The sequence below is a fragment of the Pseudomonas sp. genome (assembly GCF_049590575.1).
In the GTDB taxonomy this organism is placed as follows: Bacteria; Pseudomonadota; Gammaproteobacteria; order Pseudomonadales; family Pseudomonadaceae; genus Aquipseudomonas.
The window spans coordinates 42,047-61,195 of record NZ_JBAWDE010000372.1 but is presented as its reverse complement, the minus strand read 5'-3'; the positions used below and the strand labels follow the sequence as shown (position 1 = coordinate 61,195).

Sequence of the window (19,149 nt, the reverse complement as noted above, 5' to 3'; positions counted from 1 at the left end):
TTTTGGGGCAGGGTGAATACATGCAATCGGTTGTAGGAACATCTTCCGTGGGCCGCGCCGCGGTGGTTACGCGGGATTGGCGAATTGTGCTGTTGGTGGCCGGTTTGTATCTGGCCCAGGGTTTGCCGGTGGGCCTGGCGTTCCAGGCGTACCCGACGTTGCTGCGCGACATGGGCGCCTCTCTCGATTTGGTGGCATTGACGCCGTTGGCGAGCCTGCCTTGGGTTGCCAAGTTGCTGTGGGCGGCGGCGGTGGAGAACCGCTGGAGCCCGCGTTGGGGCCGGCGCCGCAGTTGGATTTTGCCGTTGCAGGCGGGCTCAGTGCTGACCTTGGCGTTGATGGCGTGGGTACCGTTTGATGTGCCGAACATGGGCTTGTTGCTGGGGTTGATCGCGGTGTTGTCATTGTTCAGCGCGACCCAGGATATTGCCGTCGATGGCCTGGCAGCAGAACGCCTGCCAAGTGCCAGCCTGGGGCGCGTGAATACGCTCCAGGTCGCCGGGTTTATGCTCGGCATGTTGCTTGGCGGGCCTGGCACCCTGTTGTTGTTCGATCACTTCAGCGCGCCGCTGGTGTTCGGTTTGCTGGCGGCTTTAGTGCTGGTGAGCAGCCTGCCGGTGCTGTTCTGGCGGGAACCAGCGGCGGTGGTCACCACCAACAGGGCCAGTCTGCGGCACTTTTTCAAACGACGTTTTTCCGGGCGGCTGACTGCATTGATCATGCTGGTCACTCTGGGGGGCTCGACGTTCTTCGGCTTGGCCAAGTTGATCCTGCTGGACGCGGGGTGGTCGGTGAGTGACGTGGGCGTGTTGGCCGGGGTTGGGCAGGTGCTGACCATCATCGTCGGCTGCGGCCTCGCCGGATTGCTGCTGCGCCGGATGTCGCGTTGGGACACGTTACTGATCGGCCTGGCAATGGTCGTGTGTGCCGGGTTGTTGTGGCTGGGGTTGGTGTTGCAGCCGGCGTGGTCGGCCATCGGCTATGTGGCGGTGGCCACGCTTATTGGCGGGCTTGGGATTGGTGTGACGAGTGTGGCGTCGTATACCTTGGCGATGCGATTTGCGCAGTTGGGCGAACAGCCGGGGACTGATTGTTCGGTGTTCCAGGGGTTGCAGACACTTGGGGAAATTCTGGTGTCGTCGGTGGCGATTGGTGTGGCTGCCAGTGTTGGTTATGCCGGTGGGCTGGCGGTGGGGCTTGGGGCTTTGGGTATAGCGCTGGTCATGCTTTGGTATGTTCGGCGCAGCACTCAAGAGCTGGGGCTGGACGCTACCGATCACTAGCTGATGCCCATCGAGTTGATTGTGTAAGCGGGCACAAGCCCGCTTACTGACTGCGCCCTAGGGCATCTCCACTGCTTGCAGGTGACTCGCGCCAAGGCAGCGCGCGATACACTGCAACAGCGCCTGGCGCTGCGGCACCAGATAAAAATGTCCTCCCTCAAAGCGGTGCAGGCGCATATCCAGTTCGGTTTCATCTTCCCAAGCCTGCGCATCTCCAGGGTTCAACTCAGGATCATCGCTCCCTACAAACACCTCAACCGGCACCCGCAAACGCTCTCGCAGCGGGTCCGGTCGATAGGTCTCGATCAACTTGTAATCGTTGCGCAGGATCGGTAGCGCCATCGCCTGCAACTCCTTCGAATCGCGCAGCGCCAAAGGGCTGCCGCCCAGTTCAAATATGTCCATCAGCAAGCGCTCATCCTCCGCCAGATGCAAATCGCCGCCATGCTGGCGATTTGGCCCCTCACGACCGGATACCATCAGACTCGTCGGCATGCGCAGCCCCTGGCGCTGTACAGCCAAGCACAGCTCGTGCGCGACCGCCCCGCCCATGCTGTGGCCGAACACTGCATAGGGCCGGTCTAGCCAGCTCGGCAATACCGCCGCAAGCCCGTTGACCAGAGGGCGCATCTGATCAATCAACCGATCGTTGATCCGCTCCTCACGCCCGGGCAATTGCAGGGCAATTAACTCGATACTCGGCGGCAGCAAACGTGCCCACTCGGCGAAAAAACGTGCGCCTCCCCCGGCATGCGCCAGGCAGAACAAACGCAGGCGTGCAGAGGGGCGTGGTTCCAAGCGGCGGATCCAACGTTGCTGATGCTGTTGCAGGTGCAGGATTTCATTTAACACAAGGCAGGTTCCTTGAGTCGCTGGCCCAGGCATGCAGGTCCAGCGGTACCGGTGGTTCGGGATGGATGGATTGGGCGGGGCCAAGCACCGCCCCCAGTTGTTGCCAGGCCTTGCAGCAGGCCAGCTGGAACTGTGCCAGGGCCGCGTCGCCGGGCTGGCCGAACGCATGGTGTACGCGCAGCAGGGCCTCGGCGATGCTTGCAGGCCATAGCTCGCTGAACACCTCGCGCAGGGTGAGTGGCTGCGCGTGGCTGATGAGGCTGCTGACGGCCAGATCCAGGGCCGGCGAGTCGCCATCCATTTGCAGCACACCCTGGGCATTGCGCTGCACATGGGCGCGTGGGCTCCAAAGCACGCTGGCGTGGGTGTCGGTCAGGCTCAAGGTGCCGCCGCTGGTGCCCAGCACAATGCGGTGCAGCAACTGCGTGTGGTTATCCGGGTCGCCGGGGTGCAACTGGTTTTGCACGCGCAGATGCAAAGGCAAGCCGCCCAGATTGCCGATCACGCTGACAAATGGCCCGAACGTGCCCGCCTGCAATTCGAACGCCCAGGGGCGTAGGCCACGAAGGGCCTGGCCGAGCATTTCCACAAGGGGGAACAGCACGTGCACACTGCACGCGGCGTCGATGTACACGCCTTCGCGCTGGCTCAACACATGGCGCGCTGCGTCGATAAAACAACGTACCGGCGCCAGGTCGCTGTAAAACGGATTGAGCCGGTACAACACGCCCTGCCGATGCGCGAGGCGCAGGCAGTCGGCGACTTCATCGTGATGCACCGGGTGCTCCTGGACCACTGAAATACCCCGCGCCAGCAACGCCTTGGCCAGCTCGGTGCCGTTGCCGCCCACCACCGCCGAGCGCACGGCGACACAGGCCAGGTCTACTTCAGGTAAATCTTCGACGCGCCGATACAGCGGTACCTGCCAGCGCCGGGCGCAGGCCTCGGACTGCTCGCTGCCACGCCCAAGAATGCCGACCAGCCGATAGTGCGCCGGCAGCCGCGCGATGCCTTGCAGGTAGATATTGCCGAAGGTGGTGCCGCAGACGATCACACGTAACACACGGCTCATAACACGCCTTCTTCTTCGAGGCTGAGGCTTGCGCTCGTCAGGTTGACGATACTCAGCGCCTGGCACGCGCTGCCGGCTTGCAGCGCCTCAATCACCGACTCCGGCGCTAGGCAGTCACCGGCCCAATGGGCGCCACGCCAGGCCGGGTCGTCCAATAGCTGCAAGGTCGCACACACCGCCACGGTTGCGCTCAGGCCGTAGCTGTCCGCGCTGCTCAGCACCGCGCGTTGACGCAGCGGCTGGTCGCCGCGCCAACCCGACAGTTCCACCGTCAGCCGGTAGTAGGCGCGCCGCCCCAGCAATTGCAGTTCGGCCGCCTGGACCAATTGCGCGACGGCTTGGGGCAGGGCGCCCAGGTCCTGGCTCAGGCGTTGGCACAACGTGGAGATCAACGCCGGGATATCCCCATGATCGAACACATTATGGAAACTCGCCTGCGCGACTCCCAAGGTGCGTGCCAGGCGCTGCAATTCATCGGTGAGGTAAGCACTGCAAACCACCGCTTCGGGAAACCCCGGCAGATGTTGAGCCTGCGGTTCCACCATTAGTGCCTGCACCCGGCCATCGCGCCATTGCGCATTGGGCGTGCCGAAACCACCCAGGGCACTGAGCAATACATCTGCACCTCCCGCAGGGCTGCAATGTTCGCGGCCACCGGCATGGATCTGCAGGCTGTCGACCCGGTCGAAACCACGCCTGGCCAGCCAATGCGGCAACAGGGCACTGAGCCCGGGAAATACCCCCGCGCCAATGATCGACGCCTGTCGAGCGCCTTGCAGCGCGGCCAACAGCGCCGCATTGCCGAACGCATCGACATAGCTGGCCCCGACCGCATGGGCCGCCCGCGCCACCCGATCTCCGATTTGCCAGGACGGCCCCGCGCAATTGAGCACCACCTGGCAGCCCGCGCAGAACTGCGCCAGGGCCAAGTCATCGAACAGGTCGAGCGCGTAACCTTCTACGCCCTCGGGCCAACTCTGCGGCCGACGCTGGCCCGCACGTACCCGCAGCTCAGGGTACTCAAGCAACTGCGCCAATGCCGCGCCACCCACGGCACCCCCGGCGCCGATCAATCCCACCCATGGCCGACTCATGACGCAACCTCATTGCCCAGCAGCGCCGGCAGCCACCGGCCCAGGTGCGGTGTCTGCATGCACGACAAATGGTCGCCACTGATGTTTTGCAGGCTGATGCTGCCCAGGGCCAGGTCATTCCAGAAACCGCGCATATCGCCCTGTAAACCGGGCAGGAAATGCAGGGTTTCATCGTCAAGCAATATGCGTAAGTCACCGGTAAACGGTGCAGGTTGATAGCGCGCCACGGCGTTCAGGCTGTGGCGGAACACCTGGAACAACGCCTGTACCTGCTCGGCGGGCATCGGCTCGGCCTGGGTCTGCACCTGGGCCGCCAAGGCTTGCAGGCGCTGGTCGCTGGGTTGTTGAGCCAGTTGGCGGTAACTGGCGGCGATCGGTGCCCATTCACCGTCCAGTTGTTGCAGGCAGTTCTCGGGTAATTGCCGGCCATGGCGCTCAATCAAATGCACCAGGGCGCCTTGCAGGCCTGCATCGTCAACCGCATGGCCGGCCGCTTGGATATCGGCGCCGAGCAAGCGGCCAAAGGCACGCTCCAGCAGCAGCTCGTCGGCTATTTCATAGCGGAAACGATCACTGCTGATGATGCTCACAGTGCCCACCTGCGCACCGGCTTCCAACAGGCAGCGGGCTACTTCGGTGGCCAGCAGCCCACCCATGCAGTAACCCACCAGTTCGAAGCGCAGGTTGCCTTGGGCGAGCAGATAGCCCGCGTAATGGGCGCCGAGTTGCTCGATCAAGTGCTCGGCATCACGGTCCAGATACTGCACCTGATCCAGCAGGCTCAGCCCCAGGATCGCACCCTGACGCTGCGGTGCCTGGCGTAGCGCCGCGAGTAAACCCCGGTAGGGCGCGAGCGTGCCGCTGCCATCATGCACCAGCACATGTACGGTGGTGCAGGCCGGGTCACGTGCGGGCGCCAAGACACTCAGCGGCGACGCGTTTTCAGCGGTATCGGCGGCCAGGGCTGTCGGCGCGGCCTGCAAGCGTGCGGCAATCGCCTTGACCGTCGGCTCACGCAGTACTTCGCGCAGCAGGCGGTCCCATTCCCAATCGGCGGTTTCCGGCAGTTGCTCGCGCATCTTCGCGACGATCTGCGCCACCAACAGCGAGTCTCCACCGGCGGCGAAAAAGTCCTGGTCACGGGCAAGTTCCGCACACCCCAACGCCTGGCTCCACAACTGGGCGATGCGCTGTTCCAGCTCGGTCTGCGGCATTTCACCACTGTCCATCACACCGGCGCCTTGGGCCTGCAAGCGCTGGGCGAGGCGCGCGCGGTCGACCTTGCCATTGGCCGACAGTGGCAGGCTTTCCACCACCTGCAATTGGCTGGGTACCATGTAACCGGGCAGCCGTTGTTGCAGATAGTCCTGCAACTGCAAGCCAGACAGCTCGGCACGGCGTGCCGGGAAGCGCGTGACAAAGGTGGTCTGCCCCGCGCAGTCGAGTACATCACTGGCTTCGGGCCAGGCAGCCACCAACTCGGCACCGGCGTCGCTGAACAAGCCTTGCCATTGGGCACGACTGATAAAGGTCTGGTCGCTGCCGGCACGCACGTCGGTGAAGCCATCCAGGCCTTCCTTGAACTCCATGGAAGTTAGCAACGACAGGATTTCCCGAGTGGCCTCCATCACCAGCAGATGCCCGCCGGGTGCAGCCAGTTCGCGCAAGTTGTTCAACACTGTCGGCGCATGCCGGGCGTTATGCAGCACATTGGCGCACACGATCAGGTCCCAACTGCCGGCGTTCAGGCCCTGGGGCAACGCATCGGCATTGATATCGAACAGGCCGAAACGCACCCACGGACGGTCGGCGAAATGCTCCCGTGCTTCATTGATGAAGAAGGTCGAGACATCGGTGAATAAATAGTCGACCGCAAAGCCATCCAGGGCCGGGATCAGGTCACGGCTGGTGCCGCCCACACCGGCACCGATCTCCAGCACCCGCAGCGGTTTGCCTAGGGCGGCGCGTTCGCGGGCAATCTGTTGGGCGCTGGCGCAGATCACCTGGTTCATGCAGCGCATCAACAGGTTTTCGTTATAGGCCGCCAGTGCGGTGTCCATGCTGCCCTGGGGGAACAGCAGCGCCAGCGGGTCGATTTCGCCGCTGAGCAATTGTGCCAGGCAGGCGCTGGATTGCTGCAAGTAGCGCAGCAGTTCGGCGCCATAGTTAAGGCGCTTTTCCAGTGCGTTCATCGCCTGCCAGCACTGCACGCTTTGCTCGGCACCCGGGGCTGCGCCCAAGCGGTAAACGTCGGCGTCTTGCAATAACCAGCCTTCATTGACCAGCGCCTTGAGCCAGCGCCGCATCAGGCGCTGATGGGCTGTGGCCACGTGGCATTGCCGTTGCACCTCGGCGAGGGTGTGCCGGGCCCGGGCATCACCGAACAGGCCGGCGTCGCGCAGGGTCTTGAGGATATCCAGCAGCGCGATTCGGTTGGCCATCGCCACCCATTCAGCGAACAGCGCGCGGTCCAGGTCCTGAGTCGCCTCGGCACCACAGGCCAGTGCGCAGGCGGCCAAGGGCGCAGTGTCACCGCCAAGGTTAAGGTGGCGCGCTTCGACGAATGCGGCGAGCCGTCGTTCCAGCGCGTCCTCGCCGCTCAGCAGCACCACGCTGTGGGCCACATCCGGGTGTTCATTGAGTAGGCTTTCGATCTCGCTGAGTTCGATGCGATGGCCACGCAGCTTGACCTGGGTGTCTTCGCGGCCGAGAAACTCGATCTCGCCATCGGCGCGGTAACGCCCGAAATCGCCGCTGCGATACAGCCGTGCATCACTGTGTGGGTGATGGATAAAACGCTCGGCAGTGCGCTGCGGGTCATTCAAATAGCCGTCCGCCAGGCCGACGCCGCCGATAAACAGCTCACCGGCCACGCCATCCGGCCGGTCCTGGAACAGCCCGTCCAGCACATAAAACTGCTGGTTGGCCAGGGGCGTGCCATAGGGAATGCTTCGGGCGTTAGCTGCTACCGTGCCAATCTCGTGAGCGATCGACCAGATGGCCGCTTCGGTGGCACCGCCCAGGCTGATCAGGCGCAGGCCGGGGCAATGGGCCTTGATGGCTGCGGGCAGGCTGACGGCAATCCAGTCACCGGACAGCAGCGCCACGCGCAAGCTATGGGGCGCAGCCCCCGGCTCGGCGTCCAGGTAGCTGCACAGCATCTGCAACTGCGCCGGCACCGAGTTCCATACGCTGACGCCATGCTGGCGGATCAACCCGGCCCAGTGCGCCGGGTCACTGCGTTGTGCGGTGTCCGGCAGCACCAGGGTCGCGCCGGCGAGGAAGCTGCCAAACAGGTCGTACACCGACAGGTCGAAACCCAGGTTGGCCAGGCCCAGCACGCGATCTTCGGCACTCAATGTCACCCGTTGGTTGATGTCGAGCACCGTATTGAAGGTGGCGCGATGGCTCATCATCACGCCCTTGGGACGGCCGGTGGTGCCAGAGGTGTAGATCACATAAGCCAGACTGGCGGGGTCTACATCGACAGCCGCTAACTGCGTGAGGGGCAGGGGGACCAGGCGTTGCACGTCCAGCGGTGTGACGTTAGCGGGCCAGGTTCGTGGCGCGCCATCGCTGAGCACATGGCGGATGCCTGCGTCTTCAAGGATTGCATCGCGCCGCGCCTCCGGCTGGCTGGTGTCGATCGGCACGTAGACCGCGCCATGCAGCAGGGTGCCGACTACCGCCGCTACCTGGTCCACGCCTTTGTCGAGCAAAATCCCGACCTTGGCTCCCGCCGGACAGGTGTGAAGATTCAAGGCCTGGGCGACGGCGTTGGCGCGCTCAGCCAGTTGGCGGTAGCTGAAGCTGCCCTCGTTGCAGATCAGTGCAATGGCGTTGGGTGTGCGTCGCAGGCTGTCTATAAAGCCCTGGTGCAGGCAGCGCTGGGGCCATTCGACCTGGGTGGCATTGCTGGTCAATCGCCGTTGCTCCATGGGGGCGGGTAGTTGCGACGGGTTGGGTGCCTGCCAGGTGCCGGGCTGTTCAGCCAGCTGTAGCAGCAGTTGCGTGAAACTGTCGAATGCAGCCTCGATCAGCCCTTCGCTGAACACGCCGCTGCGCACATCCCAATTTACCTGCAAGCCCTCAGGGCCTTCACTGACTTGGCAATCGAGCCATACCTGCGGTGTCTGGGTGATGCCGTAACCCAAGCGGGCGCCGCGCATGAACGGACGGGCCTTGCCCACGCCCAGGGTGCTGGTGAACACCACCGGCATCAGCGCACGCCCTTGCACGCGTGCACGCTCACGCAGCACCTCAATGCCCGAAAAGGCATCGTGCTCCAGGTCCTGCCACAGCTGTTGCTGCACAGCGCTGGCGCGCTCGACGAAATGGCTGTTCAGCGGCGGCTCGATGGCCAACACATTGACGGCGGTAAAGTCGCCCACCACCTTGTCGATATCCCCATGCAGTGGCGGGCGCTTGAGCACCGTCACACTCAGGCTGAACGCCGAGCGCCGTGACCAGCGCCCAAGTGTTTCGGCGAACGCGGCCAGCACCGCCGCCGATGGGGTGAGGCGCTGTTGCGCGGCGAGCGTACCGAAGCGCTGCCACTGCTCGGTAGACAGCCCAGTGGAGTGCCGCTCAAAGCGCGGGATTTCACCGGCGACCGGTTCCAGGGTCGGCAACTCTGGGGCGGCCGGCAGTTGTTCAAGGCGCGCCAGCCAATAATCCCGGTCGCGGCTATGGCGGGCCCGGGCGGCGGGTGTATCGCGGTGTGCGCGCTCGGCCAGCAGGGCATCGCGGAAGGTCAAATCAAGCGCCGGAAGGTACTGTTCGGGCGCATGGTAGAGCTGGTCCAACTCACCCAGTAGGCACTGGATACTGACAAAGTCGGCAATCAGCAGATCAATCGACAGGTGCAGGCGGCTGCCCTCTGCGCGTTGGCTCAGGCGCAACTCGTACAGCGGCCAGGTATCGGCGGCGTACACGCGGTTAGCCAGCTCGGCGCGGGTTGCCAGCAAGGTCTGTTGCTCGTTATCGGAGGGCAGGTTGCGCAAGTCCTGGCTGTGAAGCGCGGGCAAGTCAAGCTCCGGCAACACCTGCTGATGCCCGGCCTGGGCAATCACCGCGCGCAGCATCGGGTGACGCTGGATCAACTGGTGCCAGGCGCGCTCCAGGCGCTGCGGGTCGAGGGGTGGACCGTCGAGTTCGACATAGCCGTGGCAGCCGACACCGCCGTAGTCATACGCATCGCTGCGGCCGACCAGGTAAGCGGCCTGCACGTCGGTCAGAGCAAAGGGTTGGAACTGGGCGTGCGGGTCGGCGACAACAGTCACCTGCTGCGGGCTGAGCCACTGTAGCAACGCATCCTTGTGCTCGCGCAGGCGCTGTTTGAGCGCATCGTCCAGCGTGCCGGCCGGGGCGCGGAAGCGCAGTTGGCCGTCCTCGGCCCACAGGCGGATGCCCAGGGCTTCGCACTCGGCGAGAAATGGCGTCAGGTTGATAGCGGAATTCATAGGGTGCCTTCCTCGAAATGCTCGGCGTGATGGTGCAGGGGGCGTTCGGTATGGCTGGTCAGGTAGTCGCACAGGGCGGCAATGCTTGGGTGTGCGAAGAGTTCGCGCAGACTCAGGGGCACCTGGCACAGGCGACGACGCTTGAGGCTTTCCACCAGGCGCGTGGCACTCAGGCTGTCGCCGCCCAGCAGGAAAAAATCACTCTGGCGACCTGGGATCGGGCGTTGCAGAATCTCCTCCCAGACCTCGGCCATCTCCTGCTCCAGTGCGCCTTGGGGCGCGTCGCTGTGAGCAGCGGCACCTGCCAGCAGGCATTCACGCACGGCGTTGCGGTCGGCCTTGCCATTGGCACTCAGGGGCAAGGCCTCAAGTACCTGTAGGCTGGCCGGGATCATGTAGTCGGGCAGGCGCTGGCGCAGGTGTTGGCGCAGCACTTCCAGGGACACGTCAGCGTCGACCACCACCGCCGCGGCCAGGCTCGGTGGGTGGCCGAGGGTGACGGTCAGTGCCTGGCGTACCGGCGCGCAGGCCAGCAGGGCGTTGTCGATTTCCCCCAGTTCAATGCGATGGCCACGCACCTTGACCTGCTGGTCGCGACGGCCAAGGAATTCCAGGCAGCCATCCGGCCAATAGCGGCCCATATCGCCCGTGCGATACCAGCGCTGGCCGTCGTGTTCTACAAAGCGTTCGGCGCTCAACTCGGGCGCGCCGCGATAGCCCATGGCAACCCCGGCGCCGCCAATCCATAACTCGCCGGTGACCCAGTCCGGGCAGTCGCGTGCCTGGGTATCCACCACGCGATAGCACTGGTTGCCCAAGGGCCGACCGTAGGGGATCGATTGCCAATGGTCCGGCAAGGGCAGGTCTACCGGCTGGAAGTTCGACCAGATCGCTGCTTCGGTCGCGCCACCCATGGCGATTAACCGGCAGTGCCCTCCCGTGGCCTGATGTAGGCGCGCGGGCAGGTCGAGGCCGATCCAGTCGCCGGACAGCCATACCTGGCGTAATGGCAGGGTGTCGGCCACGGTGAGCAGCATGTCCAGCAGCATCGGTACGGAGTTCCACAATGTGATCTGATGCTGATGAATCAGACGGCGCCACACCGTGGCATCGCGGCGTTGCTCTTCGTCCAGCAACACCAGGCTGCCGCCCACCGCCAGCACACCGAATACGTCGTACACCGACAGGTCGAAATCCAGGGACGAGACCGCCAGCAGCCGGTCTTCGGCGTGAATGCCGAAGCGCTGATTGAGGTCATCCAGAGTGTTGCAGGCGGCGCGATGGCTGATTTGCACGCCTTTGGGCTCGCCGGTGGAGCCGGAGGTGAAAATCACATAGGCCGGGCTGTCGACGCTGATCGACACCGGTGTAGCCAAGGGTTCGCTGCGCAGCGCCGCGACCATCAAGTCGGCATCTAGGCTCAGGCGAATGCCCGCACGATGCTCAATGCGCTGACGCCGTTCCAGCGGTTGGCGCACGCCCACCGGCACATAGCAGGCGCCGGCCGCGAGTACGCCGAACAGGGCGATGATCGCGTCGGTGCCGCGTGGCAGATGCACGCCGATGGCATCCTGTGGCTGTACGCCCTGGGCCTGCAGCCAGGCGGCGACGCGCAAGGCACCGTCACGCAGTTGGGCGTAGCTCACTCGGCGTTCACCGTCGATCAGGGCCAGGCGTTGGCCATCGATGGTGAAGGGCGCTTCCAGCAAGGTTCTGGCGGCAATCGGGACCACGCTGGCGTTGGCCTGCTGCCGAGTCCGCGCCTGATGCGCCGGCAATGGCAGGGTCAGCGGCTGATGCCAGTCGCTGTCGACCAGGGTCAGCAAGGCCTCGGTGTAGCACGCGAATGCCGCGTCCAGCAGGCCATTCGGAAACAGCGTATCCACCGCATCCCAGCACAGCACCAGGGCGCCACGGTGTTCAAACAGTTGATGGTCGAGCCACACCTGTGGGGTTTCTGACAGCCCACCGACAGCAATATCGGGGAAACCGTCAGGCAGGTCTGCCAGCAAGTCATCCGCCAGCCCCAGGGTGCTGGTGAACACCACCGGCAGTGCGGCGGCCTGGGGACCGACCCGGCGGGCGCGTTCACGCTGCACCCAGATCGATGAGCAGGCGGCATGTTGCAGCACATCGGCCACTTGCGCCTGCACAGTCTGGGCCTGGGTCAGGAACCCACCCTGGGCCACCGGGTAAAAACTCACGGGGGCCAGGGCGGTGAAATCCCCCAGCACACGGCCGATGTGCGCGTGGACGTCCTGGCGGTCAAACAACGTCAGGTTCAGCGTATGCGCCTGGCCGTCGCTCCAGCGCGCCAGGACCTGGGCGTACACCGTCAACAGCAGTACCGAGGCTGTCACGCCGTTATCCCGCGCACGCTGGCGCAGGGCCTGCCACTGCGCGACGGGCAAGCGGAATTCGCGGCGGCTGAAGTGCACTTCGCCCAATAGCTGCGGTGCGATGTGCAAGGGCAGCGCAGGCGGGCCTGGCAAGTCGTCCAGGTGTTGCTGCCACCAGGCCTCGGCCTGTTGCAGTTGCACGGGGTCGGGCTGGACTTGCAGGACGTAGTCGCGAAACGACAGGTCGATGGCCGGCAGCGTGCTATCAGGGCGGGTGTAGAGCAAGGCCAGTTCGGCCAGCAGACGTTTGATGCTTAAACCATCGAGGGTCAGGTAGTCGAAAAACAACCCGACCCGACAACGGCCGTGCGCGTACTCCACGCTGTGGACTTCAAACATTGGCCACTGGTGGCGCTGGCGTGGCCGTTGTGCCCAGCACTGCGCCAGGCGCTCACGCGCCGCATCGGCGGTCGGTGCCTGATGCAGCTGCACGCGCAGCGGTGGGACGCTGTTGAGGATCACTTGGCGATCCCCGTCCACCAATTGCGCACGAAGCATTTCATGGCGTTGGATCAGTTGGTCCCAGGCGCGTTCGAAGCGCGGCATATCCAGCGCTTCGCCGTCCAGTTCGATCAGGTAGGTGGTGCCGCACGACAGCGGTAAACCCTGGTTTTGCCCGCGCCAGTAGGCCTGTTGCACTTCAGTCAGCGGGAAGGGCTGGTGACGCGATGCCGGGTCGGCCAACAGTTGCCGTTCGCCCTGCGCCGTGGGGGCCTGCAATTGCGCGACAAAGTCCGCCAGGCGGGGCGTGGCGAACAGTTGCCGCAGGCTTTGCGCATTGGCCAGTCCGGCGCGGCGCAGGCGTGCGCTGCATTGGGTGGCAAGTAGGCTGTCGCCGCCCATGCGAAAGAAATCACTCTGGCGGTACACCTCGGCCCCCGGCAGCAATTCCCGCCAGATCGCCGCCACCTGTTGCTCGCGCTCGCCACACGGCGCCTCATTGGCGGTGGCGTGTTGCAGGCTGGTGTTTTCCGCCAGTTGCACCAGCGCCCCTCGGTCAAGTTTGCCATTGGCGCTCAGGGGCAGAGCGTCGAGTAACAGCCATTGGTTGGGCAACATAAAATCGGGCAGATGGTCACCCAGCTGTTGGCGCAGTTCCTCGGTGCACAGCGCGCCTTCAGTGGCGACCACCGCCGCCAGCAGATGCAACGGTGTACCGACCGCGAGGGCCACTGCCTGGCGTACGTGTGGTTGCAGCAGCAGGGCATTCTCGATTTCACCCAGCTCGATACGATGGCCACGTACCTTGACCTGCTGGTCGCGGCGGCCAAGGAACTCCAGGCAGCCGTCGGGCCAGTAGCGCCCCAGGTCGCCGGTGCGATACCAGCGCTGGCCGTCATGTTCGACAAAACGTTCGGCGCTCAATTGCGGTGCGCCTCGGTAGCCGTTGGCCACGCCCGCGCCGCCAATCCACAGTTCGCCCGCCATCCAGTCCGGGCAATCGCGGCCCAGGCTGTCGACCACGCGATACTGCTGATTGCCCAGCGGCCGCCCATACGGAATTGAGCGCCAATGGCCCGGCAAGGGCAGGTCGACCGGCTGGAAGTTCGACCAAATCGCCGCTTCGGTCGCGCCACCCATGGCGATCAACCGGCAGTGCCCGGCGGTGGCCTGATGCAGGCGCGCGGGCAGGTCGAGGCCAATCCAATCACCGGACAACCACACCTGGCGCAGCGGCAAGGTGTCGGCCACGGTCAGCAGCATGTCCAGCAGCAGCGGCACCGAGTTCCACAGGGTGACCCGATGCTCTTGGATCAGGGAGTTCCAAGCGCTAGCATCGCGGCGCTGTGTTTCATCCAGCAGGACCACCGCTGCACCGGCCGCGAGTACGCCAAATGTGTCGTAGACGGACAGGTCGAAGTCCAGCGCCGAGACGGCCAGTAGACGGTCTTCGGCGTGGATGCCAAAGCGCCGGTTCAGATCGTCGAGGGTGTTGCAGGCGGCTCGATGGCTGACTTCCACGCCCTTCGGTTCGCCGGTGGAGCCGGAGGTGAAAATCACATACGCGGGGCTGTCCGGGCTGACGGACACGGGAGCAGGCAATGGGTCGAAGGCGAGTGAATCTGCCAGCCACGTCGGGTCGATGAGTGTGTTGATTGACGCCGTGTGGCAGATGCGTTCACGCCGGACCATGGGCTGGTTTGGGCTGATCGGCACGTAGCAGGCGCCAGCGGCGAGAACGCCATACAGCGCCAGCACCGCGGCGTGACCCCGTGGCAGGCACACGCCGACGGCTTCACCGGGTTGGACACCCTGCGCCAGCAACGCAGCGGCGATGCGCAGGGCCTGTTGTTGCAGTTGGGCGTAGCTGATACGCCGTTCGCCATGGATCAAGGCCAGGCGTTCGCCGCTGATGGCAAAGGGCGCTTGCAGCAGTGTGCGGGGGGCGATGGGGGTGGCGGTGGCGTTGATGTGGGCGCGGACTTGCTGTTGCAACGGGGGCAAGCTCGACAAGGCCGGCGCTTCCCAGGTGGCCTCGTGTTGCAGGTTGTGCAGCAATTGCAGGTAGGCGCCGAACATTGCGTCGACAAGCCCTGGCGGGAACAACGCGTCCTGAGCGTCCCAGGCCAGCAGCAAGCCGCCGTCTTCTTCATAGACCTGATGGTCGAGCCAGACTTGCGGAGTCTGGGAAATCATTTGGCCGAGTTGGCCGAGGGTGTGTGCGGCGGCAGGTCCCAGCAGTGGCGTGCCGAGGTTGCAGGCAAACACCACCGGGGAAAAGCTGCGCTGCCCGGCGCCGCGCAGGGCCAGGTCCCGTTGCACCTGAACCCCGGAGTAACCGGCATGGGCCATGTCGCGATGAAACTGCGCCTGCAATTGCCCCAGCTGCCGGGCAAGGCTGGCGGGTTGGCGCAGGTCGACTTCAAGCAGCAGGAGATTGGTGAAGTCGGCGACCACCTGATCCAGCCCAGGCTCATCGCCCTGGCGATCAAACAGCGGCAGGTTGAGCAAGAAGTGCGGTTCCTGGCTCCAGCGTCCGAGCACCTGGGCAAATGTACCGGCCAGCAGCATGGCAGGCGTCAGTTGGCGCTTGGCCGCATTATTACGCAGGCGTTGCCAGACCTCGGCCGGCAGGCGCTGCTGGCGGCGGGTGAAGCGCACCTCCTGTACGGTCTCCGGTTCAAAGGCAAGCGGCAAGGCGGGGCCGGCGGGCAGTTGATCCAGGCGTGCCTGCCAATACGCTGCGGCACTGGCGGACGGGGCCGGGCGTTGGGCCAGGTAGCGGCCGAAGTGCCAGTGACGCACAGCGTCGGGCAGTGTTTCACCGCGATACAGTGCGCCAAGGTCGTGCAGGAGCACATGCAGGCTGTGCACGTCGGCTACCAACAGGTCGAGGTCAAAGTGCAGGCGCGTCCGGCCCTCGGGCAGCAGGCTCAAGTGCAGCCCGGCGACTTCGCCCTGGTCCACCGCCAGCAGGCGATGGGACAGGCGCTGGCGCACATCGAGTAACACCTGTTCGCAGACGGCCGGCGCGAGGCTGCGCAGGTCATCGACCTGCAGCGCCGACCGGCCGTGTTCCAGTACCTGCTGGCGGCCCTCGTCATCAAAACGCGCGCGCAGCATGCCGTGCCGTTGCTGCAAGGCTTGCCAGGCGTAGGCCAGGCGCTGTGGGTCGAGCCCGGTGCCGTCCAGTTCCAGATAGGCATGGCAACCGACACCGCCCAGGACCTGCTCCGCACCGCGGCCGATCCAATAGGCGTGCTGCACATCGGTCAAGGCAAAGGGCGCCGTCGGGTCGATATCCACCACCGCGTCCGTGCGTTTGCGCGGTGCGGCGGTCAGGCGTGGCAGCCAGTGGGCGAGGGTCGGTTGTTCGATCAGGTCGGCAAAGGTCACGGCGGCACCGGCCTGGCGCCATTGGTTGACCAGGCGCATCAGGTGCAGGGAATCGAGGCCCTGTTCGATCAGGTTGGCCTGGTCATCGGCGCAGACGCCGCTGTGCAGCAGCGCACCGATCTGTTCGCGCAAGCGGTCGACGGTCAGCGCGCTCATGGCTGCACCTCGGCAGCTAGCGGCGCTTCGAAGGCCTGGGCGGCGAGCAGACGCACATGGGGCGCGATGCTGGCGAGTTTTTCGCGGGTTTCTTCCAGTTCCCGCTCGGGCAGGGAGAGCGACACAATCCCGGCCCCGGCCTGGACCCAGGCTTGGCCCTGATCTTGAAACACGGTGCGCAGCACCAGCGCGGCATCCAGGCTGCCGTCGCTGTCGGCGATCATCACGCAGCCGCTGTAGAGGTCACGGCTGCGGCCCTCGTGTTCGGCAATTGCGGCAATCGCTTCGCGCTTGGGTATACCCGAGGCAGTCACTGCGGGAAACAATGCGCTGAAGGCGTGCCAAGCATTGCAACCGGGCTTGAGACGCCCCTTGAGGCGTGAGCTCAGGTGCTGCACGCTGCCGCGTCGAGAGATGTCCATGAACTCACTGATACGCAGACCCTGGGGTTCGCAGATCGGTTGCAGCTCTTCAAAGGCCAGTTTTACCGACACGGCGTGTTCGGCGATTTCCTTCGGGTCCTGATAGAGCGACTGGCGCAGGCGGGCTTCTTCTTCGGCATCGCGACCTAACGCGCGGGTGCCAGCCAGGGGCTGGGTGCTGACCGCACCGTTGGCGCTGACTTCGACCACGGTTTCCGGGCTGAAACCCACGCAGGAAAAGTGGCCCTGCTGATGGATGAACGAGCGTGCCGGCGTATTGGCCCGGCGCCCGGCGCGGTAGCTGGCAACCAGGTCGATACGCCCTTCGAGGGGCACTTTGCGCGACAGAATAATTTTTTGATAGCGGCCATCGGCGATCTGCGTGACAGCCCTTTCAACCTGATCGCAATAGCGTGCAGCATCGTGCTGGGCAACGTCCAAACGCGCCAGGCGGGGTGACGCATCATGGTGATCGCGGGCGCATTCGGCATCCAGTGTGTGCACGTGGTTTTTCGCGATGCCCAAGGCATTGGGTTGCAGGGCCCGGATCAGTGCAGAGCCTTCACGCACGCGGATTTCCACACTGGGAATATCCAACTGCAACAGAGGCCGATTGCTGGGCAGGTCCTGCAGTTGGTGAAGGCGCCGGGCCAGTTCAAAGGTCGCGGTGCCGTAGGCGCGCCACTGCTCGAAGGGCAGGGCCTGGGTGGCTTTTTCCAGCGCCAGCGGGATGTCGTCGGCCGACCAGCGCCAGTACTGCCCGGCCACGCTCAGTTGTACCGACGCGCCGCTGAGGCGCACCTGGGCGACACTGCCGATGCCCAGCGACCACTCGCCCTGATGTTCATACAAGGTCAGGTCCTGCGGCAGGTACTGGCCTGCCAGCGCGGCGGCCAATTCCTGAGGGGCCGCGCTGATGGGCATGCGGTATTCGAGGTATTGTTGGCGCGGTTCGGCGTTGATCTGGAAGCGTTGCTGCAACTGCTTTTTATCGAGCTTGCCGACGCTGGTCAGCGGCCAGCTGTGCAGGGCTTCCAGCTGGTCCGGCCATTTGTGGCGGGGCAGGCCGAGGTCCTGGAAGTGCCGGTGCACCGAGCCGAGGTCCATGACGTGTGATTGATGCAGGATCACGCACGCGCACACCCGCTCGCCCAGGCGATCATCGGCCAGAGCGATCACGGCGGCGTCCTGTACATGGGGATGCTCACGTAGCAGTTGTTCGATTTCGGCGGCGGCGATTTTCTCGCCGGCACGGTTAATCTGTTCCTTGATGCGGCCTTCGATCACCAGGTTTCCCTCGGGGCTCCAGCGCGCCAGGTCACCGGAATGGAAAAACCCCTCGACATCGAACACCTGACGGTTATGTGCATCGGCACGGTAATAACCGCTGATGGTGTAGGGGCCGCGCACGATCAGTTCGCCCACGTCGCCGTTGGTCACGGGCACGCCATTGGCATTCACCAGGCGCACTTCATCTGCTGTACACAGGGGCCGGCCCTGGGTGTTGAGCAGCACTGATTGCGTGTCATCCAGGCGCGTGTAGCAGAGCAAGCCTTCGGCCATGCCGAACACCTGTTGCATGGCGCAACCCAGGGCGGGCGTGACTTGCGCCGCCACTTCGCTGGGTAGGCGCGCGCCGCCCACTTGCAGCAAGCGCAGGCTCGACAGATCGCTGTGGTCCCACTCCCGCGCCTGCAACCACAGCTTGACCAGCGGCGGCACCAGCGCAGTGTGGGTGACCCGATGGCGGCTGATCAGGTCGAAGGCTTCATCGGCGCCCGCCGTGCGGGAGAACACCACGCGCCCACCACAGGACAGCGCGCCGATCAGACCGGGGCAGGCCAGCGGGAAGTTATGGGCGATGGGCAGGGCGGCGAGGTACACCGCGTCCTGATCAAACCCGCACAACTGCGCCGAGGCCAGGGCGTTATAGGCGTAGTCGGCGTGGGTGCGCGGGATCAATTTGGGCGTGCCGGTGGTGCCACCGGACAGCAACAACAGGGCGGTGCTGTGCGGATCGACCGGGGCCGGCTCGCGCACGGCGCCCTGGAGCGAGGCCAGTGGCACCCCGCGATTGCCCACATCACCGGCGATGATCAGGTGGTGCAGCGAGGGGCACAGCGCCATTTGCTGCTCGGCCATGGGCCGGTAATCAAAGCCCAGGAACCGCTCGGCGACGATATAGGCGCTGGGTTCGGCGAGTTCGCAGAGGGCCTGGACCTCACGCTCGCGATGGGCCGGCATAGCGAGTATTGGCCACGCGCCCAGGCGCAGGAGGGCAAACAGGCTGCGGGCGAAGTCGATGCCATTGGGCAGTTGCACCAGTACCCGATCACCGCTGTGGATGCCGAGGTCGGCCAGCCCACCGGCCAGGCAGCACACCTGGTGCTCGAAGTCCCGGTAACTCAGTTGCTGCTCGCCTTCGATCAGGGCGATCCGCGGCCCGAAAGCCCGCGCCCAACTCTGCAGATGTGTGTTGAGGCTCTGGGGCTGCCACCGTCCATCTGCGGTCAGGTGCTGGGTTTGAGTGTCGCGCCAATATAGAGGGGGCATGGATCTGGCTCCTGTGGAA

The 19,149-nt window shown here is 64.8% G+C and carries 7 protein-coding genes; 1 reads left to right on the top strand and 6 read right to left on the bottom strand.

Features of this window, described 5'->3' with window-relative positions; all coding sequences use genetic code 11:
- Nucleotides 1-47 precede the first annotated feature (47 nt).
- Complete coding sequence (locus WBR57_RS25775; RefSeq protein ID WP_424087791.1) at nt 48-1,283, top strand: MFS transporter; 1,236 nt, start codon at nt 48-50, stop codon at nt 1,281-1,283.
- A gap of 57 nt (nt 1,284-1,340) precedes the next feature.
- On the opposite strand, the gene WBR57_RS25770 is transcribed toward WBR57_RS25775, so the two are convergent.
- Genes WBR57_RS25770 through WBR57_RS25745 form a run of 6 tightly spaced genes read right to left on the bottom strand, consistent with a single transcriptional unit; the run spans nt 1,341 to nt 19,130 of the window.
- The gene (locus tag WBR57_RS25770; RefSeq protein WP_163003259.1) at nt 1,341-2,135 is read right to left on the bottom strand and encodes a thioesterase II family protein; all 795 of its coding nucleotides are present in this window, start codon (nt 2,133-2,135) and stop codon (nt 1,341-1,343) included.
- On the bottom strand, nt 2,125-3,207 hold the full coding sequence (locus WBR57_RS25765; protein ID WP_122541393.1) for a Gfo/Idh/MocA family oxidoreductase: 1,083 nt from the start codon (nt 3,205-3,207) through the stop codon (nt 2,125-2,127). The genes WBR57_RS25770 and WBR57_RS25765 overlap by 11 nt, the downstream gene beginning before the upstream one ends.
- The gene (locus WBR57_RS25760; protein WP_122541394.1) at nt 3,204-4,301 is read right to left on the bottom strand and encodes a saccharopine dehydrogenase NADP-binding domain-containing protein; all 1,098 of its coding nucleotides are present in this window, start codon (nt 4,299-4,301) and stop codon (nt 3,204-3,206) included. Before WBR57_RS25760 ends, WBR57_RS25765 begins: the two co-directional genes overlap by 4 nt.
- Entirely contained in the window at nt 4,298-9,763 is a 5,466-nt protein-coding gene (locus tag WBR57_RS25755; protein WP_154950137.1) for a non-ribosomal peptide synthetase, read from the bottom strand. Before WBR57_RS25755 ends, WBR57_RS25760 begins: the two co-directional genes overlap by 4 nt.
- Nucleotides 9,760-16,155 (bottom strand): amino acid adenylation domain-containing protein, encoded by a 6,396-nt coding sequence (locus tag WBR57_RS25750; protein ID WP_424087789.1) that lies wholly within the window; start codon nt 16,153-16,155, stop codon nt 9,760-9,762. Before WBR57_RS25750 ends, WBR57_RS25755 begins: the two co-directional genes overlap by 4 nt.
- Nucleotides 16,152-19,130, bottom strand: coding sequence for a salicylate synthase (locus WBR57_RS25745; RefSeq protein ID WP_154950134.1), 2,979 nt, complete (start codon nt 19,128-19,130; stop codon nt 16,152-16,154). The genes WBR57_RS25750 and WBR57_RS25745 overlap by 4 nt, the downstream gene beginning before the upstream one ends.
- Nucleotides 19,131-19,149: the final 19 nt, after the last annotated feature.